This is a genomic window from Pseudomonas sp. 478, assembly GCF_003254125.1.
Taxonomy (GTDB): domain Bacteria; phylum Pseudomonadota; class Gammaproteobacteria; order Pseudomonadales; family Pseudomonadaceae; genus Aquipseudomonas.
Genome location: NZ_QKZG01000014.1, coordinates 144,545 through 167,831, shown reverse-complemented (window position 1 = coordinate 167,831; position 23,287 = coordinate 144,545). Strand labels below are relative to the sequence as shown.

Sequence of the window (23,287 nt, the reverse complement as noted above, 5' to 3'; positions counted from 1 at the left end):
CCCACGGTCTGTACTGCGTCAACAGTCAGAATCGAGCCTTGTCCCTCCTCCTCCCTTCAAGTCCTACCATACAAGCGAGCCTGCTCGCGATAGCGGTGTATCAGTCAACATCAATATCGACTGATACACCGCTATCGCGAGCAGGCTCGCTCCCACATGGAAAAACAAAAGGCCGCTTGGCGGTTATGCCAAGCGGCCTTGAGAAGTGCTGACCAGACGCGTCAGCTCAAATCATTTAGTCCAATCTGCAACGCGTTCCGGGTGTTTGGCGACCCAATCCTTTGCAGCGGCTTCAGGTTTGGCACCATCCTGAATCGCCAGCATGACTTCGCCGATTTCGTCTTTCGACGCCCACTGGAAGTTCTTCATGAACTTGGCAACTTCCGGAGCCTTGGTTGCCAGTTCTTTACTGCCGATGTTGTTTACAGTTTCAGCCGCGCCATAAACGCCTTTCGGGTCGTCCAGGAAGCGCAGTTTCCACTTGGCGAACATCCAGTGCGGCACCCAACCGGTGACAGCAATGGATTCGTTTTTCTTCTCGGCACGGGTCAGCTCGGCAATCATGCCGGCGCCGGAACTGGCCTTGAGTTGATAGCCGGTCAGATCGTAGTCCTTGATGGCCTGCTCGGTCTTGAGCATCACACCCGAACCGGCGTCGATGCCGACAATGCGACCTTTGAAGCTGTCGTCGGTTTTCAGATCGGCAATACTTTTAGCTTTGACGTACTCCGGCACGATCAGGCCAATTCTTGCGTCCTTGAAGTTCGGACCGTAATCGACGACTTGATCCTTGTTCTTGGTCCAGTATTCACCATGAGTCACGGGCAGCCACGCAGACATCATGGCATCGAGCTTGCCTGTGGCCACACCCTGCCACATGATCCCGGTGGCGACTGCTTGCAGTTTCACGTCATAACCGAGTTTCTGCCTGATCACTTCAGCAGCCACGTTGGTCGTGGCAACACTGTCCGACCAGCCGTCAACATAACCGATAGTCACTGCCTTGCCTTCAGCGCTGGCCACAGTAGAACTGATCGCCAGCACCAAAGCGGCACCTGCGCCCAAGAGTCGTCGCATCTTCATCGTTACTTCCCCGAAAGTGCTGCGCTCGACGGATGCCGAGTCGCGTCAACGTATTGTTATGGTGCACAGCGCCCCCATCACGCCCACCGCAAACTCATCCGAACATCAGCGGAGTACTGACGTCTCGATAATCAACCTCAAGACAATGGCGACCTTCTCTGCCAGCGACCTCAAGGCATCGAGAAACGACATCAGAACGCCATTAATTTAGACCACCGGAAGTCTGCCCGCCAATCCGCCCAAACTTTGCATGTCAAAAGTATGCAGGCCACCAAGCACGCGGCAAATGAAGGTAACATGCGCGGCTTTGCTCCCAGACGGCCTGACCATGCCCGCGACATCCCGCTTTCCTTTTTTTGCTTATCTATTCGCCTGCCTGCTGGGGCTTTTTGCCCTGGGTGGCTTCTGGTACGGCCTCGGTAAACCGGTGGTGCTGCCGGATGTGGCCAGCGCGACGCACAAGCTGCAATGCGCCTCCTACACCCCGTTCGACAAGGACCAATCGCCGTTCGATCAGCCGTTCAAGCTGCGCCCCGAGCGCATGGACGCCGACCTCGCGCTGCTGGCCAAAAGCTTCGAATGCATCCGCACCTATTCCATGACCGGCCTCGAGGCCCTGCCCGACCTGGCGCGCAAGCACGGGCTGAAACTGATGATCGGCGCCTGGGTCAACAGCAACCCGGTTGACACCGCCAAGGAAGTCGACCTGCTGATTGCCTCGGCCAACGCCAACGCGGACGTGGTGACCTCGGTGATCGTCGGCAACGAAACCCTGTTGCGCAAGGAAGTCACTGGCGCGCAATTGGCCAAGCTCATTAATAAAGTCAAAAGCCAGGTCAAACAACCTGTCACTTACGCCGACGTCTGGGAGTTCTGGCTCAAGCACCCGGAAATCGCCCCGGCGGTGGATTACCTGACCATCCATTTGTTGCCGTACTGGGAAGATGACCCGTCGAATATCGACGCCGCCCTGCAGCATGTGGCCGAGGTACGTCAGGTGTTCGGCAACAAGTTCGCACCCAAGGACGTGATGATTGGCGAAACCGGCTGGCCCAGCGAAGGCCGTCAGCGTGAAACCGCCCTGCCGAGCCGGGTCAATGAAGCCAAGTTCATTCGTGCTTTTGTCATCATGGCGGAGCAGCAAGGCTGGCATTACAACCTGATCGAAGCCTTCGACCAGCCATGGAAACGCGCAAGCGAAGGTGCGGTCGGTGGCTACTGGGGGCTGTTCGATGCCGATCGCCAGGACAAGGGCGTGCTCGCCGGTCCTGTGTCGAACGTGCCTTACTGGACGCAGTGGCTGGTGGTGGGTGGTTTGATTTTCCTTGGCACGTTAATCCTCGGCGGCCGTGTCCGCAGCACTCGCGCAGCGCTGGTTCTACCGCTGCTCGGTGCGCTGGCCGCTTGCTCGATTGGCGCCTGGGGCGACCTGGCCCGTGTCACTACGCGGTTTACCAGTGAGTGGTTGTGGGTCGCTTTGCTGACGGCGCTGAATGTGTTGGTGCTGGCCCATGCGGCACTGACCCTGAGCGCTCGCACCGGCTGGCGCGGACGCGCGTTCAATGCATTGGAACGTCGGGCGGGCTGGTTGCTCGCGGTGGCCGGGTTTGCCGCTGCGGTGACGATGCTGGAGCTGGTGTTCGACCCGCGTTATCGCAGTTTCCCGAGTGTCGCGTTCATCCTGCCGGCGCTGGTCTATCTGTGCCGCCCGGTGAGCGTGCCGCGTCGGGAGATTGCCCTGCTGACCTTCATCATCGGTGCCGGCATTGCGCCGCAGCTTTATCGTGAAGGCTTGCAGAATCAGCAGGCCTGGGGTTGGGCGCTGGTGAGTGTGTTGATGGTTGCAGCGTTGTGGCGCAGTTTGCGGGTTCGTAAAAGCTGATCTTCATTGCGGCTGCCGGCCTCTTCGCGAGCAAGCCCGCTCCCACAGGGATCTTTGTCGTACACAAATTCTGTGTTCGCTGAAGAACCCTGTGGGAGCGGGCTTGCTCGCGAAGACTGACCATCAGACGCTACGGGAAGCCCGAACCAGACGCAATCCAGCAATGACCACCGCAAAAACAGCCAACGTCGTGTTGTACAACGCCAACGCCGGAAACCCGAACACCAGCGCCAGCACCGCCAACCACCACCCGGCCCGGCCCGGCAGCACAAACCCGATAACGGCCGCCGCCAATGCCGCTAAGCCCAAGACATTGAAGTGAATCATCAAGCCTAGGCTCGAACGAACCTGGCATTCCCAGCGGCTCGCTTCGTCCACGCAGATGCCGACCCATTGAGCATCCTCCATAAAGCCATAACGCGCGCCATAACTGGCGGCCAGCCATAACGGCAGGAGAACGAGCAGCAGAATCACAGGCAGACGGCGGGACATGAAGCACTCCAATAAACGAAAACGGCGGCCAGCTTAATCCCCCGCCAGCGCTAAGCAAACGCATGTGACAGATAATTGGCCACCAAATCGCTGCAAAGTGTATCGTCCAGCTACTATTACTCCGAATTTAGCCCTGATTGGTGCCGACCCATGGCACTTTGGCGCAAACCCCGTGGTCATAGCCTGCGAACTTCATTTGGCACCTTTCTCTAAGGGATCTAGTCATGCTCCGTTCCTTGCGCTTCGCCGCCCTGTTTGGCGGCCTTATTTTGAGTGCGTCCGCACTGGCGGCGGACATCGACGCCGCCAGTTATGGCTACCCCTTGACCAACCCGTTCGAGGCGACCATCGCGACGACACCGCCGGACCTGCGTCCGGACTTGCCGCTGGACGATGACATCAATCAGGAAACCCGCAGCGTCAGGTTACGCCCGGAGCGTGAATTCGATTTGCCGGACAACTTCTGGCCAGTGAAGAAACTCACCTACCGCATCGCCACCCAGGATAAAGCCGCTCCGCTGATTTTCCTGATCGCCGGCACCGGCGCGCGCTATGACAGCAGCCTTAACGAATACCTGAAGAAGCTCTACTACAAGGCCGGCTACCACGTGGTGCAACTGTCGTCGCCCACCAGCTTCGACTTCATGAGCGCCGCCTCACGCTTTGCCACACCCGGCATCACCAAGGAAGACGCCGAAGACATGTACCGGGTGATGCAGGCCGTGCGGGCACAAAACCCGCATGTGGACGTTACCGATTACTACCTGACCGGCTACAGCCTGGGCGCACTGGATGCGGCGTTCGTCGCGCACCTGGATGAAACCCGCCGCAGCTTCAACTTCAAGAAAGTCTTGCTGCTCAACCCGCCGGTCAACCTCTACACCTCGATCACCAACCTCGACAAGCTGGTCCAGACCGAGGTCAAGGGCATCAACAACAGCACAACGTTCTATGAGCTGGTGCTGAACAAACTGACTCGCTACTTCCAGCAGAAAGGCTACATCGACCTCAACGATGCCCTGCTCTACGACTTCCAGCAGTCCAAGCAGCACCTGAGCAACGAACAGATGGCCATGCTGATCGGCACTTCGTTCCGCTTCTCGGCAGCCGACATTGCCTTCACCTCGGACCTGATCAACCGCCGCGGTCTGATCACTCCCCCGAAATACCCGATCACCGAAGGCACCACCCTCACGCCGTTCCTCAAACGCGCGCTGCAGTGCGATTTCGACTGTTACATCACCGAACAGGTCATCCCGATGTGGCGCGCCCGCACCGACGGCGGCAGCCTGCTGCAACTGATCGACCAGGTCAGTTTGTACGCGCTCAAGGATTACCTGCACGACAGCCCGAAAATCGCCGTCATGCACAACGCCGACGACGTGATTCTCGGCCCTGGCGACCTTGGCTTCCTGCGCAAGACTTTTGGCGATCGTTTAACCGTTTATCCACTGGGCGGCCATTGCGGCAACCTTAATTACCGCGTCAACAGCGACGCCATGCTGGAGTTCTTCCGTGGCTAAATACCTCCTGCTTATCGCAGCGATACTCTGCGCAGGCGTCGCCAATGCCGACAACAGCAAAGCCAACGCACCGGTTGTGATTGACAGTGACGGCTTCAAGGAGCCGCTGAGCAAACTCAAATTCAACCCGGGGCTGGATCAGCGCGAGTTCGAACGCTCGACGCTTAGCGCGCTGGCCGTCTACGACCCGCTGGAAGAGTGGAACCGCCGCGTCTACCACTTCAATTACCGTTTCGACCAATGGGTGTTCCTGCCGGTGGTCAATGGCTATCGCTACATCACGCCAAGTTTCCTGCGCACCGGTGTCAGCAACTTCTTCAATAACCTCGGTGATGTGCCGAACCTGGTGAACAGCTTGCTGCAGTTCAAGGGGCAGCGTTCGATGGAAACCACCGCACGCCTGCTGCTCAACACCACCGTGGGCATCGCCGGCCTGTGGGACCCGGCCACCGCCATGGGTCTGCCGCGCCAGAGCGAAGACTTCGGCCAGACGCTGGGTTTCTACGGCGTGCCGGGCGGCGCTTACTTCGTGTTGCCGATCCTCGGCCCTTCGAACATCCGCGACACCGGGGGCCTGGCGGTCGATTTCACCGCAGAGTCGGCGATCAACTTCCTGAACGTCTCCGAAGTCAGCGAAAACCACCCGGAAATCTGGGTCCTGCGTGGCATCGACAAGCGCCACCAGAACAGCTTCCGCTATGGCCAACTGAACTCGCCATTCGAGTACGAGAAAGTGCGCTACGTCTACACCGAGTCGCGAAAGTTGCAGATCGCCGAGTAAGTCATCGGCAACAAAAAAGGCCATTCGATGCGAATCGAATGGCCTTTTTCATGCCCGATGGATCAGACACCACCCTCTCCTGTAGGAGCCTAGCTTGCTCGCGATAGCGGTGTAACAGCCAACATAGATGTTGAATGTTATGGCCTCATCGCGAGCAAGCTCAGCTCCTACAGGTTCAGTTTTTGACTGCACGCCAGATTTTGCTCGCCACCATGACGCCGGCCAACACCACCGCACCCGCGACAATCCCCGCCACCGCATTCAGCAACGTCGGCACGATAAACCCGGCACCGCCCGCCCCTGCGCTGACGCTCTCAATCCAGTGATGAACCAGCGGTACGCCGTGGGTGAGAATCCCGCCACCCACCAGGAACATCGCCGCCGTGCCGATCACCGACAGGCTTTTCATCATGTACGGCGCCGCACGCAGAATCCCGGTGCCGATACTTTTGGCCATCTGCCCAGGCTTCTGGGTCAGCCACAAACCGAGGTCGTCGAGCTTGACGATGCCGGCCACCAGACCATACACACCGATGGTCATGACGATGGCAATGCCCGAAAGCACGATGACTTGCTGGGTCAGCGAGGCATCTGCCACGGTCCCCAGAGTGATGGCGATGATTTCCGCCGACAGAATGAAGTCGGTGCGGATGGCGCCTTTGATCTTGTCCTGCTCGAACGCCACCAGATCGACCGCCGGATTGGCTACAGCCTCGACCAGCTCAGCATGTTCGGCTTGATCTTCAGCCTTGCTGTGCAGGAATTTGTGGGCCAGCTTCTCGAAACCTTCGAAACACAGATAGGCGCCACCGACCATCAATAGCGGCGTGACCAGCCACGGAATGAACGCGCTAATGGCCAACGCCGAGGGCACCAGGATCAGCTTGTTGAGAAACGAGCCCTTGGCCACCGCCCATACCACCGGGATTTCCCGCTCGGCACGCACGCCGGAAACCTGCTGGGCGTTGAGCGCCAGATCGTCACCGAGCACGCCGGCGGTCTTCTTGGCAGCCATTTTGGTCATCAATGCCACGTCGTCGAGTACCGCGGCAATGTCGTCGATCAGCAACAGCAAACTGCTTCCTGCCATGAATCAGGCTTCCTTCGAATAATGAATGCCGCGCAGCATAGCGCGGCCTAACGTGCCGTGGGGCATTCTTGAGCGTCGCGCGAGGCCGGTGCTACCATGCGCAACCGCCAGAACAGGCAAGGAACCCCCTGGTTTATGAGCACTATCCGCGAGCGCAACAAACAACTGATCCTGCGTGCCGCCAGTGAAGAATTTGCCGACAAGGGCTTCGCTGCGACCAAAACCAGTGACATCGCAGCCAAGGCGGGATTGCCCAAGCCCAACGTCTACTACTACTTCAAATCCAAGGAAAACCTCTACCGCGAGGTCCTGGAAAGCATCATCGAGCCAATTCTGCAGGCCTCGACACCGTTCAACGCCGACGGCGTGCCCAGTGAAGTGCTGAGCGGCTACATTCGCTCGAAAATCCGTATCTCCCGCGACCTGCCCTTCGCCTCCAAGGTGTTCGCCAGCGAAATCATGCACGGCGCGCCACACCTGAGCGCCGATCTGGTTGAACGGCTCAACGGCCAGGCCAAGCACAACATCGACTGCATCCAGACCTGGATCGACCGCAGCCAGATCGCCCCGATCGACCCCAACCACCTGATGTTCAGCATCTGGGCCGCGACCCAGACCTATGCCGACTTCGACTGGCAGATTTCTGCGGTGACCGGAAAGGCCAAGCTCGATGAGGCCGACTATGAAGCGGCGGCGCAGACGATTATCCGGTTGGTGTTGAAAGGGTGTGAGCCGGACCGTTAAACCGTGGTGCGCCTTTCGCGAGCAAGCCCGCTCCCACAAGGGATCTTCGGTGTGTTGGAGATCGAGTGTGGGAGCGGGCTTGCTCGCGAAGAAGGCGACTCGATATCGCCTCAAACCCAGATCGCATCCCACAGCGGATAGTCGCCAAGTTTCCCAACCAGTCCCGCCCGCAATGGGTTGGCGACAACATATCGGGCGAGCTTCACCAAATCCTCATCTCGGCGCAAAGCATGATCATGAAAACTCTGCTGCCAAAGGCTGCCTGTTCTCCCCGTGCCGGCATTGATAGTTCGAGTACTCAACGATTTGGCCTGACACATCAATTGACCCAATGACCCTTTTTGCAACTGGATCAACCAGTGAAAGTGATCGGGCATGACTACAAAAGCCAAGGTCTCGGCAAACCCGTGATCCTGTGCTTGTTTGAATTGGTGAACGACCATCCTGCCCAAGGTGTAATCCCTGAAAACAGGCTCTCGCTTGAGGGTGTTGGCAGTCAGAAGATAAATGCGGTTTTGCTCGGCATAGCGACCGATGCGCAAGCGGTGTGAAGCTGACAGCTCAGGCATTCCTTTGCCTCTCTCATGGATGAATTCATGAAAAGGCTAGATCAGCGAACCGGGAACTGAGGGGCGGACTTTTAGCTGGATGTGTCTGAAGGATCGCTTTCGCGAGCAAGCCCGCTCCCACAGTGGGTGAGCGGTGTTCAGACATTTTATGTCTTCCACCGAACCATTGTGGGAGCGGGCTTGCTCGCGAAGGCGTTAGATCAATCAACACATAATCAAGCAGTCACCCCCGCATCCGCCCGCAACCCCAGCGCCTCGATTGCGTTGATCGCACATTGCTCATCAACATCAGAAAGATCACCGCTGATACCAACAGCCCCCAGCACGTTCCCATCCTGATCCCGAATCAACACCCCACCCGGTGCCGGGACGACGCTGCCCTGCCCCAGACTGTTCAAAGCGGCGATAAACGCCGGTCGTTGTTGTGCGTCCAGCGCCAGCAGGCGTGAGCCCTTACCCAGGGCGATAGCGCCCCAGGCTTTGCCGATGGCGATCTGCGGGCGCAGCAGGCTGGCGCCGTCTTCACGCTGCAGGGTGACCAGGTGTCCGCCCGCATCCAGTACTGCAATGGTCAATGGAGCCGCCGAGATTGCACGCCCTGCGGAGATAGCCTGATTGGCCAGGTTGACTGCGACTTTCAAGGTTAAAGCGCTCATGGTGCCGTCCTCATTTTGTTATAGGGAAAGCTGCTGGACTGTGTTTTGTTCCGAAGTCCGATGCGACAAATAGAACACAATGAGTTATTTTTTTGTATACAATAATTCTCGAAAAGCGCCACATGCGACGAAAAGCCACAGTAGATTGGGCTTCCGACGAATGAAACGGCCGCTTGAGAAAATGGATTGACCTGCGCCGTCCGCCGTGAATACACTCTGCGCAAAGCCACTTGTATACAATTACAAAACGTAAGAGGCACCAAAACCATGAGCAAAATGAGAGCAATCGAAGCCGCCGTTCTGGTGATGCGCCGTGAAGGGGTTGATACCGCTTTTGGCATCCCGGGCGCCGCGATCAACCCGCTGTACTCCGCCTTGCAGAAGGTCGGTGGCATCGATCACGTCCTCGCTCGCCACGTTGAAGGCGCCTCGCACATGGCCGAGGGCTACACCCGCACCAAGGCCGGCAACATCGGCGTGTGCATCGGCACTTCGGGACCTGCCGGTACCGACATGGTCACCGGGCTCTACAGCGCCTCGGCCGACTCGATCCCGATTCTTTGCATTACCGGCCAGGCGCCCCGCGCCCGTATGCACAAGGAAGACTTCCAGGCGGTCGACATCACCTCGATCGTCAAGCCAGTGACCAAGTGGGCAACCACCGTCATGGAACCGGGTCAGGTGCCTTACGCGTTCCAGAAAGCCTTCTACGAAATGCGCTCCGGCCGTCCAGGCCCGGTGCTGATCGATCTGCCGTTCGACGTGCAGATGGCTGAAATCGAATTCGACATCGACGCCTATGAACCACTGCCGCTGGCCAAACCAACCGCTAACTGCGTGCAAATCGAGAAGGCCCTGGCCATGCTCGATCAGGCCGAGCGTCCGTTGTTGGTGGCCGGTGGTGGCATCATCAATGCCGACGCCAGCGAGTTGCTGGTGGAGTTCGCCGAGTTGACCGGTATTCCGGTGGTCCCGACCCTGATGGGCTGGGGCACCATTCCAGACGATCACCCGTTGATGGTCGGCATGGTCGGTCTGCAAACCTCGCACCGCTACGGCAACGCGACGATGCTCAAATCCGACCTGGTGCTGGGTGTCGGTAACCGCTGGGCCAACCGTCACACCGGTTCGATCGACGTTTACACCGAAGGCCGCAAATTCATTCACGTTGACATCGAACCGACCCAGATCGGCCGCGTGTTCACCCCGGACCTGGGCATCGTTTCCGACGCCGCTGCCGCGCTGACCGTGTTCATCGAAGTCGCTCGCGAATGGCAAGCCGCCGGCAAGCTGAAAAACCGCAGTGCCTGGCTGCAAGACTGCCAGCAGCGCAAGTCCAGCCTGCAGCGCAAGACTCACTTCGACAACGTGCCGGTCAAACCGCAGCGGGTTTACGAAGAGATGAACCAGGTGTTCGGCAAGGACACGTGCTACGTCAGCACCATCGGTCTGTCGCAGATTGCCGGCGCGCAGTTTCTGCACGTCTACAAACCGCGTCACTGGATCAACTGCGGTCAGGCCGGTCCGTTGGGCTGGACCATTCCGGCAGCGCTGGGTGTGGTCAAGGCTGATCCGACCCGCAAGGTTGTGGCGTTGTCGGGCGACTATGACTTTCAGTTCATGATCGAAGAGTTGGCGGTGGGCGCGCAGTTCAAGCTGCCGTACATCCACGTGGTGGTGAACAACTCGTACCTGGGGCTGATTCGCCAGGCTCAGCGCGGTTTCGACATGGACTACTGCGTGCAGCTGTCTTTCGACAACCTGAACGCTCCGGAACTCAACGGTTACGGTGTCGACCACGTCGCGGTCGCTGAAGGCCTGGGCTGCAAGGCGCTGCGTGTATTCGAACCGAGTCAGATCCAGCCTGCCCTGCGCAGGGCTCAGGAGCTGATCGAAGAGTTCAAGGTGCCGGTGATCGTCGAGATTATTCTGGAGCGTGTGACCAACATTTCCATGGGCACCGAGATCAACGCCGTCAACGAATTCGAAGACCTGGCGCTGGTCGGCAACGATGCGCCAACCGCGATTTCGTTGCTCGATTGATGATCGTTCCCCCTGTGGGAGCGGGCTTGCTCGCGAAGGCGTCGGCACAGTCAACATTGATGTCGCCTGATACACCGCTTTCGCGAGCAAGCCCGCTCCCACAGGGACCCCACACATATACGGGAGACCACCATGCCGCGTTTCGCAGCCAACCTGTCCATGCTGTTCACCGAGCAGGATTTTCTTGCCCGTTTTGAAGCTGCCGCCAAGGCCGGCTTCAGTGGTGTCGAATACCTGTTCCCTTACGACTTCAGCTCCGCCGAGATCAAAGCCAAGCTCGATGCCAATGGCTTGACCCAGGTGCTGTTCAACCTGCCGGCCGGTGACTGGGCCAAGGGCGAACGCGGTATCGCGTGCCTGCCGGACCGGGTTGAAGAGTTCCGCGCCGGTGTCGACCTGGCGATTGCCTACGCGAAAGTGTTGGGCAATACCCAGGTCAACTGCCTGGCCGGTATTCGTCCACAAGGCGTCGACGATGCCACCGTGGAAAAAACCTTCGTCAGCAACCTCAAGTACGCGGCCGACAAGCTGCAAGCGGCGGGCATCAAACTGGTGATGGAAGCGATCAACACCCGCGACATCCCGGGTTTCTACCTGAACAACACCGCGCAAGCCCTGTCGATTCGCGAACAGGTCGGCAGCGCCAACCTGTTCCTGCAATACGACATCTACCACATGCAAATCATGGAGGGCGACCTGGCCCGCACCATGGCTGCGCACCTGGGCGAGATCAACCACATCCAGTTGGCCGATAACCCAGGGCGCAACGAACCGGGCACCGGTGAGATCAACTACCACTTCCTGTTCGAACACCTGGACCGCATCGGTTATCAGGGTTGGGTTGGCTGCGAATATAAGCCGCTGACCACCACTGAAGCGGGTTTGGGCTGGCTCAAAACCCATAACGCAATCTGACGCAGATCCCTGTGGGAGTGAGCCTGCTCGCGATGAGGCCAGCACATTCAACGTTGACGTTGTCTGGCCTACCGCTATCGCGAGCAGGCTCACTCCTACAAAAAGCTATGCACCCATTTGCTTGAGCAACACAAAAACAAGAGGACTTTCTCATGGCTAAAATCGGATTTATCGGCACCGGCATCATGGGCCACCCAATGGCGTTGAACCTGCAGAAAGCCGGTCACAGCCTGTTCCTGTCGGCGCACCACGACGCTGCGCCTGCTGACCTGATTGCCGGTGGCGCCATCGCCCTGGCGAACCCGAAAGAAGTCGCGCAAGAAGCCGAGTTCATCATCGTCATGGTGCCGGATACCCCGCAGGTCGATGACGTGCTGTTCCGCGCCGACGGCATTGCGGCCGGTGTTGGCAAAGGCAAAGTCGTGATCGACATGAGCTCGATCTCGCCGACGGCCACCAAAGCCTTCGCCGCCAAAATCAACGAAAAAGGTGCTCAGTACCTCGACGCGCCAGTGTCCGGCGGTGAAGTCGGCGCCAAGGCTGCGACCCTGAGCATCATGGTCGGCGGCGAGGCCGATGCCTTCGAACGCGTTCTGCCACTGTTCCAGGCGATGGGCAAGAACATCACCCTGGTCGGCGGCAACGGCGACGGTCAAACCGCCAAAGTGGCGAACCAGATCATCGTGGCACTGAACATTCAGGCCGTGGCCGAAGCCCTGCTGTTTGCTTCGAAAAACGGTGCCGATCCGGCCAAGGTGCGCGAAGCACTGATGGGTGGTTTCGCGTCCTCGAAGATCCTCGAAGTGCACGGCGAGCGCATGATCAAAGGCACCTTCGACCCAGGCTTCCGCATCAGCCTGCACCAGAAGGACCTGAACCTGGCCCTGGCCGGCGCGCGCGAACTGGGCATCAACCTGCCGAACACCGCCAACACCCAGCAAGTGTTCAGCACCTGCGCGGCCATCGGCGGCAGCAACTGGGACCACTCGGCGCTGATCAAGGGCCTGGAACACATGGCGAATTTCTCGATTCGCGATAAGTAAGCCCTGCACAAAACCCTGTGGGAGCGGGCTTGCTCGCGAAGGCGGTGTGCCTGCCAATACAAATGGCGCCTGATACACCGCTTTCGCGAGCAAGCCCGCTCCCACAGGGGAACCGAGTCGCCCTCCAAATAACAAGAAATCCGGGAGCCCGCCATGTCGGTCAATCCGCAACAATTCCTGCGCGAGCTGTTTGCCACAGCCATCGACGCGGCCCATCCGCAGCAAGTCCTCGAAGCCCATTTGCCCAAAGACCGCAGCGGTCGGGTGATCGTCATCGGCGCCGGCAAAGCCGCCGCGGCCATGGCTCAAGTGGTGGAGCGTTGCTGGCAGGGTGAAGTATCCGGTTTAGTGGTGACGCGTTACGGTCACGGCGCCCCGTGTGAAAAAATCGAAGTGGTCGAAGCCGCTCACCCGGTGCCTGATGCTGCCGGCCTGGCGGTGGCCAAACGCGTACTGGAACTGGTCAGCAACCTGACCGAAGACGACCGTGTGATCTTCCTGCTCTCGGGCGGCGGCTCTGCCCTGCTGGCGTTGCCCGCGGCCGGCATCACCCTGGCCGACAAGCAATCGATCAACAAAGCCCTGCTCAAATCCGGCGCCACCATCGGCGAGATGAATTGCGTGCGCAAGCACCTCTCCGCGATCAAGGGCGGTCGTCTCGGCAAAGCCTGCTGGCCTGCCACTGTTTATACCTATGCGATTTCCGATGTACCGGGCGACCTCGCCACGGTCATCGCCTCCGGCCCCACCGTGGCCGACCCGAGCACTTCCGCCGAAGCTCTGGCGATCCTCAAGCGTTACGCCATTGAAGTCCCGGCCTCGGTGCGCAACTGGCTGCAGAACCCGGAATCAGAGACGGTCAAACCCGGCGACCCGAGCCTGGCGCGCAGTCACTTCCAGCTGATCGCCCGCCCACAACAGTCGCTTGAAGCCGCTGCGGTGAAAGCACGCCAGGCCGGTTTCAGCCCGCTGATCCTCGGCGACCTGGAAGGCGAATCCCGCGAAGTGGCCAAGGTTCACGCCGGCATCGCCCGTCAGGTCGTGCTGCACGGTCAACCATTGGCGGCGCCCTGCGTGATCCTCTCGGGCGGTGAAACCACGGTCACCGTACGCGGCAATGGCCGTGGCGGACGCAACGCCGAATTCCTGCTGAGCCTGACCGACAGCCTCAAAGGCCTGCCCGGCGTCTACGCGCTGGCCGGCGACACCGATGGCATCGACGGTTCCGAAGACAATGCCGGCGCAATCATGACCCCGGACAGCTACGTCCGCGCCGCCGCCCTCGGCCTGAGTGCCAGCGACGAGTTGGACAACAACAATGGCTACGGCTATTTCGAGGCGCTGGACGCGCTGATCGTCACTGAACCGACCCGCACCAACGTCAACGACTTCCGTGCCATCCTGATTCTCGAGAGCCCTAAAAATGACGCCTGACAAGAAGGTCAAAATCCTCGCCACCCTCGGTCCTGCCACTCACGGGATCGACGACATCCGTGAACTGGTGCAGGCCGGGGTCAATATCTTTCGCCTGAACTTCAGCCACGGCGATCACGCCGACCACGCTCAGCGCTATCAGTGGATTCGTGAAGTCGAGCGCCAGCTGAATTATCCGCTGGGCATCCTGATGGACCTGCAAGGCCCGAAACTGCGGGTCGGCAAGTTCGCCGAGGGCAAGGTGCAACTGCATCGCGGTCAGGCCTTGCGTCTGGATCTTGACCCGACGCCGGGGGATGAGCGCCGGGTCAACCTGCCTCACCCGGAAATCATCGCCGCACTCGAGCCGGGCATGGACCTGCTGCTGGATGACGGCAAGCTGCGTCTTCGCGTGGTGACAAAGTACGCCGACGCCATCGACACCACCGTGCTCAATGGCGGCGAACTCTCGGACCGCAAAGGCGTGAACGTGCCGCAAGCGGTGCTGGAACTGAGCCCGCTGACCGCCAAGGACCGTCGCGATTTGAGCTTTGGTCTGGAGCTGGGTGTGGACTGGGTCGCGCTGTCGTTTGTGCAGCGCCCGGAAGACATCCGCGAAGCGCGCGAACTGATCGGCGACAAAGCGTTTTTGATGGCCAAGATCGAGAAGCCTTCGGCGGTGACGCAACTGCGCGAGATCGCCGAATTGAGCGATGCGATTATGGTCGCTCGCGGTGACCTGGGCGTGGAAGTACCGGCCGAAAGCGTGCCGCAGATTCAGAAAAACATCATCACCATCTGCCGTCAGCTCGGCAAACCGGTGGTGGTGGCGACGCAGATGCTCGAGTCGATGCGCTTCTCCCCTGCCCCGACCCGTGCCGAGGTGACCGATGTTGCCAATGCCGTGGCCGAAGGTGCGGATGCGGTGATGCTGTCGGCGGAAACCGCGTCCGGTGAGTACCCGCTGGAAGCCGTGCAGATGATGAGCAAGATCATTCGTCAGGTGGAAAATGGTCCGGACTATCAGGCGCAACTGGACGTCAGCCGACCCAAGGCTGAAGCGACTGTTTCCGATGCGATCAGCTGCGCGATTCGTCGCATCAGCAATGTGCTGCCGGTGGCGGTCCTGGTGAATTACAGCGAATCCGGCACCTCGAGTTTGCGTGCGGCGCGGGAGCGGCCAACGGTGCCGATCCTCAACCTGACGCCGAACCTGCAGACCGCTCGCCGGTTGACGGTGGCGTGGGGCGTGCACTCGGTGGTCAATGATCGGCTGCGGCAGGTGGATGAGGTGTGCTCGACGGCGCTGGAGATTGCCCAGGCGCAGGGCATGGCCAAGCGTGGCGACACCTTATTGATCACTGCGGGTGTGCCGTTTGGGCAGCCGGGGTCGACTAACTCACTGCGTATCGAAACATTGATTTAGCGCCTGTACCGGCTTCTTCGCGAGCAAGCCCGCTCCCACATTAGTTTTGTGTCTATCACAGATTAAATGTGGGAGCGGGCTTGCTCGCGAATGGGGCGACTCGGTGCCCCAGACACACTACAGACCTCATCATGCCTGCCAACCACTTCAACACCCACTGCCCCGACTGGGCCACTGCCCTGCTCAACGGTTTCAGTCAGATCTTTCTCCAGCGCCATCCGCTGTGCGGTCTGCTGTGCCTGTTGGCCATTCTGTTCACCGCGCCCGCCCTGCTCGGCGGTGCACTGCTGGGCGGTGTCGCCGGGTTGCTCACCGCGCAACGACGCGGCTATGCCAAGGCCGATCGACAGGCCGGACTCTTCAGTTACAACGGTGTTCTGCTCGGTTTGCTGCTGAGCCTCTACTTCCCCTGGTCAGCGCTGTTACCGCCGCTGATCATCGCCGCTGGCGGCCTGAGCGCGATGTTCACTCAACAATGGCTCAAGCGCGTCCGGGTCAGCCACTACCTGCCTGCCTATACGGCGCCCTTCGTGGGGCTGGGCTGGTTGCTGCTGTGCTTCGCCACGCCCTCGACCAATGCGCACTTGATCGAAATCAATACGCTGAACATGCTCGCAGCGCCACTCAAAGGCCTCGGCCAGGTGATGTTCCTCGGTCATCCGCTGGCCGGTGCGATGATTGCCGTGGGTTTGCTGATCGCTGATCGCCGCGCATTCTGCTGGGCATTGTTGGCGTCTGTCGCGGGCATGGGCTGGAGCATGCTGCATCACGACTTCTACACCGCATTGATCGGCCTCGGTGGCTATAACGCCGTCCTCGCCGCCCTCGCCCTCAGCTCGCAGCGCCAGAAGCCTTGGCTGCCGCTGGCCGGTATTGCATCAGCGCTGTTGCTGACGCCGATGTTTGCCACCATCGGTCTGCCAACGCTGACCGCGCCGTTCATCCTCTCCTGCTGGCTGATCCGTGCCGGTAATCGAGTGCTACGCCAGACCGCTGTCGACAGTGCGCCTTGTGCTATTGAGCGCCAAACCAAGGGTGGCGCCTGATAGGGCTGAATCTGCATTCAGCGCAATGGATCAGTCTCGCAAGCCAATGGCAGATTCGATCGCGCGCCCCAGCTTTCATCGTATCCCTGATCGTGGGTGGCGAGGCTTTCGACGACTTCCAGGCAGTTGCCCTGAAGCTGCGTGGTATAGACCCGGAGCATTTGAGGCGGCACGACCTTGTCATTCAAACCGATGAAATGACGTTGCGGGAGCGCCCGCAACTTGTCGCGAAACGCCAGAGGTGTCACCGGCTTCGAGAATGGCGCGAGCTGCATCAGCTCCGCCCACTTTACCGGGTCGAGATTGCCGGCAATCGTTTGCACCTGAGTGACGTCGTTACGAGAACCCGCAAGGATCAAGGCAATCGCCGCGCCACCCGAGTATCCGACCAGTTCGAACTGCTCCACGGCAAAGCGGCTTTTCAGACGATCAAGGGCCGCGCTCATGGTCTCTATGACTGATGAGTTGAAACGACCGGAAGTCCACACATCAGGGTTGCAGCCTGGTGATGTCACGAACTGACAAGGGCGCGCCAGATAGGCACTGGGCCCTCGATCTCCAGCGGCCAATCTCGCCATCAAGGACACGCGAGGGGTCGGATCGATACTCGGTTGAGATCGTGTCGCCCACGCCCGACCATCGCCTTCAATGTAAACACGCAGATGCTTATAGCTCCCTGGTGGCGGGAGCAAGGCCATGAGTGTGTAAGGTGAACTATCGAGCGTTCCAGGAGTAAGCGAAGAACTGTGGCTTAGCGCCTGCAAATCGACTTTACCCGCGCACCCGCTGAGCCCGAGGAGCGCGAAGCCGATGGCGGCCAGTGCTTTAAACATGGTTTTAACCTGTTGATCAGACGCAACGGCCCACCCGCGCGAACCGTTGCAATCCAGTCGATCAAAAAGCGTAGCGCGCTTCAAGGGTAAAGGTGTCGGCGTTAAAACCGGTCTTCGCTTGATAGCTGTAATGGGTCCCCAGGGTTAGAGCATCAATTTGATACTTCACCCCTATGCGACCTTCATAACTATCACGTACCGGACCGGCTCCCGAGACAATGAAAGGCGAGCCCCCCAAGGTGAAACTGGAGGTCTGATTGATCCGGTCACCGATGAAGTCATGGTAAGCCATCACACTCGCTTCAGGTGTAAGGGTGCCATTGAGCAATGGCACGTCAGCGGCCATTCGCAACCCGGCACCCAGCTCGCCGATTTCGAAGCGCTGGGCATTGGAGTGCAGGGCGGCCGAAGAGCCATGCTCATTAAAGCTGTCCAGCTGAATATTGGTGTAACGTGCGGCAACACGGGGTTCGACAATCAGTTGGTCAGAGAGTTTGAAGGTATAACCGCTCAAGGCGCTCAGAGCCCATGCGTCACTGTTGTAGCTGCCTTTGGCCACGCTGTCGGCGATGTAACGTTTGCTGTCATTGTCATTGCGTCCGTAACTGAGGCTGCCATCGACAAACCAGTTGCGCAGATCCCAGCTACCGTACAGCGTCAATGCGCTGCCCTGTACATCGGTTTTATCTCCAGTATCGGAAGTGACGTTAGTGTTCAGATACGAATAGGCCAGACCCACGGTGGTATTAGTATTCAACTTGCCATCCGCCCCGACAGCAACACCGCTGCTGTTGGCCGAATAACCGGCGACCGCATCACGACTGTCCTGATCCTGGTTGCTGCTCAACCCCTGAATCCATACGCCGGTCTCTGCCAGCGAATCCCCTGATGAGAGCCCCGAGCGCAGACCGGAAACGCGGTTGCTGATCGCGCCATTCATCATCGCCTGACCCGACACTGTCGCATTGACCGCCCCACCGCTGACGTCCGGAGCCAGTTGCTCACCCAGCTTTGCCAGTTCCTCTTGGGAGGAGGCGTTGGCAAAGGCTTTGAAGACTGCATCATCACTGTTCAATTGCCCCAGCGGACCATTCTTGAAGCGATTGAGAATCTTGCGGGTGCTGCTGGAAGTACCGATGCTCCCCTGCTCTTCATCCACCTGACGGTCACTTTTCAGTGTGACCAGCGCGTTAACCGTCTGGGCATCGGTTGTATAGCTGGCGACATTCAACAACGAAGACGAACTGCTGACGCTCAACCCGTTGTTCTGCAGGCTACTGGCCTTGACCAGTGTGTATTGAGTGCCGGCAGCGGTCGGCGTGAAATCACCTGGTTTGGCATTCAATGTCACGTTGGAGGACTTGGCAAAGGTGGCCTTGCCGTCCACCGTCAAATAAGGCGTGGCGGGTGTGACGCGATCCGAAAGCAACATATCGATGCCACTGTTGGCACCGACGTTCAAGTCGCCAGTGATCACGACCCCCTGATTTTGCAGATTCAGAGAGCCCGACGTCACAGAAACCGTGCTGCCGATTTTGCTACCGGTGTAATTGGCCTGACCCGCGACATTCACCCCATTGAGGTTGAGCAGATCGCCCTTGATCGCACCGCCGGTCCAGTTCAGTTGCGCCAACCCTGCGCCATCGATGGCCGCCGCATGATTGCTGCGAATTTCACCACCTTGCTGGTTGATCTCGAACGCTGATGTCTGGTCCGCATCGACCCGGATCGCAACACCGTCTGCAGTGATATTGCCGGCGTTGATAATGCCCCGAGCGCCAGGCACAGCATTCTGCGTGAAAGTGGCCCCGCCGAGCTTGATGCCAACGGCGTCTTCACCCGATGCCTCAATAGTCCCGGTGTTGAGCAAATAATCGACTGAACCCTCCAAAAAACCGATGGCCTCGGAGTTCTTGCCGACGCTCATGATCGAGCCGCTGTTCTCGATCCTCAACGCGCCGGTTTGGGTTTCGACGTGAAAAGCGGAGGCGTTCTGACCCGTGGCACGAATCGTCCCTGAGTTGAGAAGCCTGCCGGCGATGCTCACGGGATGCCCGTAATGGGAATCCAGAATCAGCCCCACGGCATAGTTACCCTGCACATCGACAACACCACTGTTGATCAGATCGCCGCCAATAGTGGTCCCATGGAGGTAGATACCCTCAGGCGAGCCATAGATATTGGCTCCCGATGCCTGGGTGATGGAAACAGTCCCTGCGTTGATGACATTGCCGGTGAAAGTGGTATTACCGATCTCGATTCCCTCAGCGCTATTCACGTTGGAAAGAGAAAGCTTGCCGGCATTGAGGAAGTCACCCTGGATGTTGCTGCCGATGGAGTTCAAGCCATGGAAACCGGCATCCAGTCCAATCCCGGTCACCGTCGCGCCTTGAGCGTCGAAAGTGAAGTCGCCCCGGTTAATGAGTGAGCCCGCGACAGTGTTCTGAAAGAACGTGACACCCGTTTTGTCCGTGTTGCTCTGGCGGGTCCGTTGCCCGGTCAGGGTCAAGGTTTCACTAAGGGTTTGACCCGTCCAGTTCTTGAAACCCTGACCCAGGTCGTACTCGCTGGCAAATGCCTGAGCGGTCGAAGCGCTGATAACCATTGCCAGCAGGCTTTTCTTGAACAACTTACTATCCATATCGCTTCCGTGTGGTTTTGAAACCCCTCGCCTGAAATCCGGGCAGCACATCGAGACAAAGGTTCTTGTTCTGTGGGAAGTCGCTATATCGACGAGATCATCAATTTCTTAAGCCATGAACGACTAAAACCGGCTGAACATGGCCTACCCGGCGTCCCGCTTGCGCAATACTCGTCAATCACCCACGCTTCTCTGATTTTCGGCTTGGGCAAGACCTTATGGACAGTAACAACGACTGGCGCCAGCGCCTCTACGTCATGATTTTCCAGAGCGACACAGTGGCTGGGCGGCGCTTCGACGGCATCCTGTTGTTGATCATTCTCGCCAGTATTGTGATCGTGATGCTCGACAGCATCGACGCGGTTCACCAGAACTACGCCGACCTGCTGGCGTACATCGAGTGGGGCTTCACGGTCATCTTCGCCATCGAATACGGCCTGCGACTGTACTGTTCGCCCAAGCCGTTGCGCTACGCTTTCAGCTTCTATGGACTGGTGGATTTGCTGGCGATCGTGCCCGGCATTCTTGCGCTGTATTACGCCGATGCGCAGTACCTGCTGATTATCCGGATCATTCGAATGCTGCGGATTTTCCGCGTGCTCAAGCTGAGTCCGTACCTCAAGCAAGCCAACTATCTGATGTCCGCATTGCGCGGCAGCAAGCAGAAGATCGTGGTGTTTCTGGTCAGCGTCTGCACCCTGGTGACGGTGTTCGGTACGCTGATGTACGTGATCGAAGGCCCGGAGCACGGCTTCACCAGCATTCCCAAAGGCATCTATTGGGCTATCGTCACGCTGACCACCGTGGGCTTCGGCGACATCGTGCCTAAAACGCCGCTGGGCCAGGTGATTTCGTCACTGGTGATGATCACCGGTTACTCGATCATCGCCGTGCCGACGGGAATTTTCACCGCCGAACTGGCCAACGCCATGCGCGGCGAACACCTGCAACATGACTGCCCGGTGTGCAAGAAAAACAACCACGAGCATGGGGCGGCATTCTGCTCACAATGCGGGAATGCGTTGTTTAAGAAAATGGAATAAGCAAAGTATTTTTTAATCTTTAAGGGACTATGCGAGCCCCGTTATAGTCGCTGGCAAATTGCCTCACTTTTAAATAAAAACTTAAGAACACTCTTTATAAAACAAGGACTGCGCAGTGAAAAAACTCTTTGGCGCCTCACTTCTGGCCGCTGGCCTGGCTCTGTCCAGCGTGGCTCAGGCCGCACCGACCCTGCTTAACGTTTCCTACGACGTGATGCGCGATTTCTACAAGGACTACAACACTGCCTTCCAGAAACACTGGCAAGCCGAGCACAACGAAAACATCACCCTGCAGATGTCCTTCGGCGGCTCAAGCAAACAGGCGCGTTCGGTGATCGATGGCCTGCCGGCTGACGTCATCACCATGAACATGGCCACCGACATCAACGCACTGGCGGACAACGGCAAACTGATTCCGGACAACTGGGTTACCCGCCTGCCGAACAACAGCGCGCCGTTCACCTCGGCCACCGTGTTCATCGTCCGCAAAGGCAACCCGAAAGCTCTGAAAGACTGGCCCGACCTGCTCAAGGACGGCGTGCAGGTGATCGTGCCAAACCCGAAAACCTCGGGTAACGGCCGCTACACCTACCTCTCGGCCTGGGGTTATGTGCTGAAAAACGGTGGCGACGAAAGCAAAGCCAAAGACTTCGTCGGCAAGCTGTTCAAGCAAGCGCCGGTGCTCGACACCGGTGGCCGCGCCGCCACGACGACCTTCATGACCAACCAGATTGGTGATGTGCTGGTGACCTTCGAAAACGAAGCGGAAATGATTGCCCGTGAATTTGGTCGTGATCAGTTCGAAGTCATTTACCCAAGCGTCTCCGCCGAAGCCGAGCCGCCCGTGTCGGTGGTCGACAAAACCGTCGACAAGAAAGGCACCCGCGCGGCGGCCGAGGAATATTTGAAGTACCTGTGGTCGCCGGAAGGTCAGGAGATTGCTGCGGCGAACTACCTGCGTCCGCGTGATCCGGCGGTACTGGCCAAGTACACCGATCGTTTCCCGAAAGTGGATTTCCTGTCGGTCGAGAAGACCTTTGGTGACTGGCGAACTGTGCAGAAGACTCACTTCAATGATGGCGGGATCTTTGATCAGATCTACAGCGGTCAGTAATTCCTGAGTCCAATGAAAAAGGCGACCTGAGAAGGTCGCCTTTTTTTTGGCTCGTGTTCGCTGAAGATCCCCTGTGGGAGTGAGCCTGCTCGCGATTACATTTATCCATTCGATAAATTTGTTGCCTGACACGCCGCTATCGCGAGCAGGCTCACTCCCACAGGGTTTGCGCCAAGCAGTTACATCGGCGGTGTCACGCCATCCTTGCCGGCCGCGATCGATTGCGCGGTGAGTGTCCCGTCAGCACTTTGGGTCACAAACGTCACGATCTTCACCCCCACCTTCAGCAAGCTGCGATCCCCCGGCACCAGGTTCACGATCGGCACATCCTCCGGCACCAGAATCTTCTGCTGGCCGCCCTTGTAGTTGACGGTCAAGACCCGACCATTGCTGACCACCAGATCACCCACGCTGCCATTGGTCATGCTGCTGCCCTTGGCCAGGTCGAAGGGCCGATGGCCGTCGCCGCTGCCGGCCAGTTCCGGTGGAAAGACATGGACTTCCAGTGCCTTGAGGGTTCCGTCCTCCTGCGGTATGGCTGCCGAACCGATGTAGCTGCCGGGTTTGATGTCTTCGATATTGGCCAGGGTGACCGCGCGGACTTTGGTGTCCTGGGTCAGATTGATGACCACGTTTTCACCACTGTTGACGTGGACTTTCAGCACGTCGGGGCTGACCCCGGTGATCTCGCCGCGAACCCCGATACGCATGCCTGGCGCGTCAGCAGCCTGGGCAAGACCTGCCGTGAACAAGCCGATCAAGGTAACCACTGAAGTGCCGCGAATCAGGTGACGAAACATCGCATTCATGAAAGTGCCTTCCGTTTATGAAACGTGAAGAGAGAACATAAGCACGCTATCGAACAGGATGTAAGTGAATGTATCATCGGACCTCAATGTTTTGACGCCAGGTTCCTTGATGGACAACACACACGTCCGTCACTCATTCCG

Annotated in this window: 20 protein-coding genes; 12 read left to right on the top strand and 8 right to left on the bottom strand. The window is 58.8% G+C overall.

Annotation, left to right across the window (positions count from 1 at the left end; genetic code table 11):
* Positions 1 to 231: 231 nt before the first annotated feature.
* A complete protein-coding gene (locus DFS28_RS25325; RefSeq protein ID WP_111451923.1) occupies positions 232 to 1,083 on the bottom strand; it encodes a glycine betaine ABC transporter substrate-binding protein in 852 nt (283 codons plus the stop codon).
* 286 nt (positions 1,084 to 1,369) lie between these two features.
* Here DFS28_RS25325 and DFS28_RS25315 point away from each other — a divergent pair, with 286 nt between their 5' ends.
* Entirely contained in the window at positions 1,370 to 2,965 is a 1,596-nt protein-coding gene (locus tag DFS28_RS25315; RefSeq protein ID WP_111451922.1) for a beta (1-6) glucans synthase, read from the top strand.
* A 123-nt stretch (positions 2,966 to 3,088) separates the two neighbouring features.
* Here the strand turns inward: DFS28_RS25315 and DFS28_RS25310 are convergent, their stop codons facing one another.
* A complete protein-coding gene (locus DFS28_RS25310) occupies positions 3,089 to 3,457 on the bottom strand; it encodes a hypothetical protein (protein ID WP_111451921.1) in 369 nt (122 codons plus the stop codon).
* A gap of 224 nt (positions 3,458 to 3,681) precedes the next feature.
* On the opposite strand from DFS28_RS25310, the gene DFS28_RS25305 reads away from it, so the two are divergent.
* Together DFS28_RS25305 and DFS28_RS25300 are read left to right on the top strand one after the other, a co-directional pair.
* Complete coding sequence (locus DFS28_RS25305) at positions 3,682 to 4,980, top strand: hypothetical protein (RefSeq protein ID WP_008145579.1); 1,299 nt, start codon at positions 3,682 to 3,684, stop codon at positions 4,978 to 4,980.
* On the top strand, positions 4,973 to 5,761 hold the full coding sequence (locus DFS28_RS25300; RefSeq protein ID WP_111451920.1) for a VacJ family lipoprotein: 789 nt from the start codon (positions 4,973 to 4,975) through the stop codon (positions 5,759 to 5,761). Before DFS28_RS25305 ends, DFS28_RS25300 begins: the two co-directional genes overlap by 8 nt.
* A 175-nt stretch (positions 5,762 to 5,936) precedes the next feature.
* On the opposite strand, the gene DFS28_RS25295 is transcribed toward DFS28_RS25300, so the two are convergent.
* Positions 5,937 to 6,851 (bottom strand): DUF808 domain-containing protein, encoded by a 915-nt coding sequence (locus DFS28_RS25295; protein ID WP_111451919.1) that lies wholly within the window; start codon positions 6,849 to 6,851, stop codon positions 5,937 to 5,939.
* 135 nt (positions 6,852 to 6,986) lie between these two features.
* Here DFS28_RS25295 and DFS28_RS25290 point away from each other — a divergent pair, with 135 nt between their 5' ends.
* On the top strand, positions 6,987 to 7,595 hold the full coding sequence (locus DFS28_RS25290) for a TetR/AcrR family transcriptional regulator (RefSeq protein WP_111451918.1): 609 nt from the start codon (positions 6,987 to 6,989) through the stop codon (positions 7,593 to 7,595).
* A 110-nt stretch (positions 7,596 to 7,705) separates the two neighbouring features.
* Here the strand turns inward: DFS28_RS25290 and DFS28_RS25285 are convergent, their stop codons facing one another.
* Positions 7,706 to 8,164, bottom strand: coding sequence for a transposase (locus DFS28_RS25285; protein ID WP_111451917.1), 459 nt, complete (start codon positions 8,162 to 8,164; stop codon positions 7,706 to 7,708).
* Between the two features lie 215 nt (positions 8,165 to 8,379).
* Positions 8,380 to 8,820 (bottom strand): heme-binding protein, encoded by a 441-nt coding sequence (locus DFS28_RS25280; protein WP_008145573.1) that lies wholly within the window; start codon positions 8,818 to 8,820, stop codon positions 8,380 to 8,382.
* Between the two features lie 267 nt (positions 8,821 to 9,087).
* On the opposite strand from DFS28_RS25280, the gene gcl reads away from it, so the two are divergent.
* The 6 genes from gcl (at position 9,088) to DFS28_RS25240 (ending at position 16,706) form a co-directional block, all read left to right on the top strand.
* Positions 9,088 to 10,863 (top strand): glyoxylate carboligase, encoded by a 1,776-nt coding sequence (gene gcl, locus DFS28_RS25275; RefSeq protein WP_111451916.1) that lies wholly within the window; start codon positions 9,088 to 9,090, stop codon positions 10,861 to 10,863.
* 132 nt (positions 10,864 to 10,995) lie between these two features.
* Positions 10,996 to 11,778 (top strand): hydroxypyruvate isomerase, encoded by a 783-nt coding sequence (hyi, locus tag DFS28_RS25265; protein WP_111451914.1) that lies wholly within the window; start codon positions 10,996 to 10,998, stop codon positions 11,776 to 11,778.
* Positions 11,779 to 11,930: 152 nt separating this feature from the next.
* Positions 11,931 to 12,821, top strand: a complete 891-nt coding sequence (locus DFS28_RS25255; protein ID WP_111451913.1) for a 2-hydroxy-3-oxopropionate reductase — start codon at positions 11,931 to 11,933, stop codon at positions 12,819 to 12,821.
* 153 nt (positions 12,822 to 12,974) lie between these two features.
* The gene (locus tag DFS28_RS25250; RefSeq protein WP_111451912.1) at positions 12,975 to 14,255 is read left to right on the top strand and encodes a glycerate kinase; all 1,281 of its coding nucleotides are present in this window, start codon (positions 12,975 to 12,977) and stop codon (positions 14,253 to 14,255) included.
* Positions 14,245 to 15,660, top strand: a complete 1,416-nt coding sequence (pyk, locus tag DFS28_RS25245) for a pyruvate kinase (RefSeq protein WP_111451911.1) — start codon at positions 14,245 to 14,247, stop codon at positions 15,658 to 15,660. The genes DFS28_RS25250 and pyk overlap by 11 nt, the downstream gene beginning before the upstream one ends.
* A gap of 131 nt (positions 15,661 to 15,791) precedes the next feature.
* Entirely contained in the window at positions 15,792 to 16,706 is a 915-nt protein-coding gene (locus tag DFS28_RS25240) for an urea transporter (protein WP_111451910.1), read from the top strand.
* A gap of 17 nt (positions 16,707 to 16,723) precedes the next feature.
* Here the strand turns inward: DFS28_RS25240 and DFS28_RS25235 are convergent, their stop codons facing one another.
* A complete protein-coding gene (locus tag DFS28_RS25235) occupies positions 16,724 to 17,539 on the bottom strand; it encodes an alpha/beta hydrolase (protein WP_111451909.1) in 816 nt (271 codons plus the stop codon).
* Between the two features lie 61 nt (positions 17,540 to 17,600).
* Positions 17,601 to 20,180 carry an autotransporter outer membrane beta-barrel domain-containing protein gene (locus tag DFS28_RS25230; protein WP_111451908.1) on the bottom strand — a complete coding sequence of 860 codons (2,580 nt, stop codon included), beginning with the start codon at positions 20,178 to 20,180 and terminating at the stop codon, positions 17,601 to 17,603.
* A 218-nt stretch (positions 20,181 to 20,398) separates the two neighbouring features.
* On the opposite strand from DFS28_RS25230, the gene DFS28_RS25225 reads away from it, so the two are divergent.
* Both DFS28_RS25225 and DFS28_RS25220 read left to right on the top strand, forming a co-directional pair.
* Positions 20,399 to 21,223 carry an ion transporter gene (locus DFS28_RS25225; RefSeq protein ID WP_111451907.1) on the top strand — a complete coding sequence of 275 codons (825 nt, stop codon included), beginning with the start codon at positions 20,399 to 20,401 and terminating at the stop codon, positions 21,221 to 21,223.
* Between the two features lie 115 nt (positions 21,224 to 21,338).
* Positions 21,339 to 22,337, top strand: coding sequence for a sulfate ABC transporter substrate-binding protein (locus DFS28_RS25220; RefSeq protein WP_111451906.1), 999 nt, complete (start codon positions 21,339 to 21,341; stop codon positions 22,335 to 22,337).
* 179 nt (positions 22,338 to 22,516) lie between these two features.
* Here DFS28_RS25220 and DFS28_RS25215 read toward each other — a convergent pair whose 3' ends face one another.
* Positions 22,517 to 23,146 (bottom strand): hypothetical protein, encoded by a 630-nt coding sequence (locus tag DFS28_RS25215; RefSeq protein ID WP_178082232.1) that lies wholly within the window; start codon positions 23,144 to 23,146, stop codon positions 22,517 to 22,519.
* Positions 23,147 to 23,287 lie beyond the last annotated feature (141 nt).

Bases quoted from the DNA above. Each gene is read 5' to 3' on its own strand.
- DFS28_RS25325 (WP_111451923.1), bottom strand. From the start codon at position 1,083: ATGAAGATGCGACGACTCTTGGGCGCAGGTGCCGCTTTGGTGCTGGCG.
- DFS28_RS25315 (WP_111451922.1), top strand. From the start codon at position 1,370: ATGAAGGTAACATGCGCGGCTTTGCTCCCAGACGGCCTGACCATGCCC.
- DFS28_RS25310 (WP_111451921.1), bottom strand. From the start codon at position 3,457: ATGTCCCGCCGTCTGCCTGTGATTCTGCTGCTCGTTCTCCTGCCGTTA.
- DFS28_RS25305 (WP_008145579.1), top strand. From the start codon at position 3,682: ATGCTCCGTTCCTTGCGCTTCGCCGCCCTGTTTGGCGGCCTTATTTTG.
- DFS28_RS25295 (WP_111451919.1), bottom strand. From the start codon at position 6,851: ATGGCAGGAAGCAGTTTGCTGTTGCTGATCGACGACATTGCCGCGGTA.
- DFS28_RS25290 (WP_111451918.1), top strand. From the start codon at position 6,987: ATGAGCACTATCCGCGAGCGCAACAAACAACTGATCCTGCGTGCCGCC.
- DFS28_RS25285 (WP_111451917.1), bottom strand. From the start codon at position 8,164: ATGCCTGAGCTGTCAGCTTCACACCGCTTGCGCATCGGTCGCTATGCC.
- DFS28_RS25280 (WP_008145573.1), bottom strand. From the start codon at position 8,820: ATGAGCGCTTTAACCTTGAAAGTCGCAGTCAACCTGGCCAATCAGGCT.
- gcl (WP_111451916.1), top strand. From the start codon at position 9,088: ATGAGCAAAATGAGAGCAATCGAAGCCGCCGTTCTGGTGATGCGCCGT.
- hyi (WP_111451914.1), top strand. From the start codon at position 10,996: ATGCCGCGTTTCGCAGCCAACCTGTCCATGCTGTTCACCGAGCAGGAT.
- DFS28_RS25255 (WP_111451913.1), top strand. From the start codon at position 11,931: ATGGCTAAAATCGGATTTATCGGCACCGGCATCATGGGCCACCCAATG.
- DFS28_RS25250 (WP_111451912.1), top strand. From the start codon at position 12,975: ATGTCGGTCAATCCGCAACAATTCCTGCGCGAGCTGTTTGCCACAGCC.
- pyk (WP_111451911.1), top strand. From the start codon at position 14,245: ATGACGCCTGACAAGAAGGTCAAAATCCTCGCCACCCTCGGTCCTGCC.
- DFS28_RS25240 (WP_111451910.1), top strand. From the start codon at position 15,792: ATGCCTGCCAACCACTTCAACACCCACTGCCCCGACTGGGCCACTGCC.
- DFS28_RS25235 (WP_111451909.1), bottom strand. From the start codon at position 17,539: ATGTTTAAAGCACTGGCCGCCATCGGCTTCGCGCTCCTCGGGCTCAGC.
- DFS28_RS25230 (WP_111451908.1), bottom strand. From the start codon at position 20,180: ATGGATAGTAAGTTGTTCAAGAAAAGCCTGCTGGCAATGGTTATCAGC.
- DFS28_RS25225 (WP_111451907.1), top strand. From the start codon at position 20,399: ATGGACAGTAACAACGACTGGCGCCAGCGCCTCTACGTCATGATTTTC.
- DFS28_RS25215 (WP_178082232.1), bottom strand. From the start codon at position 23,146: ATGAATGCGATGTTTCGTCACCTGATTCGCGGCACTTCAGTGGTTACC.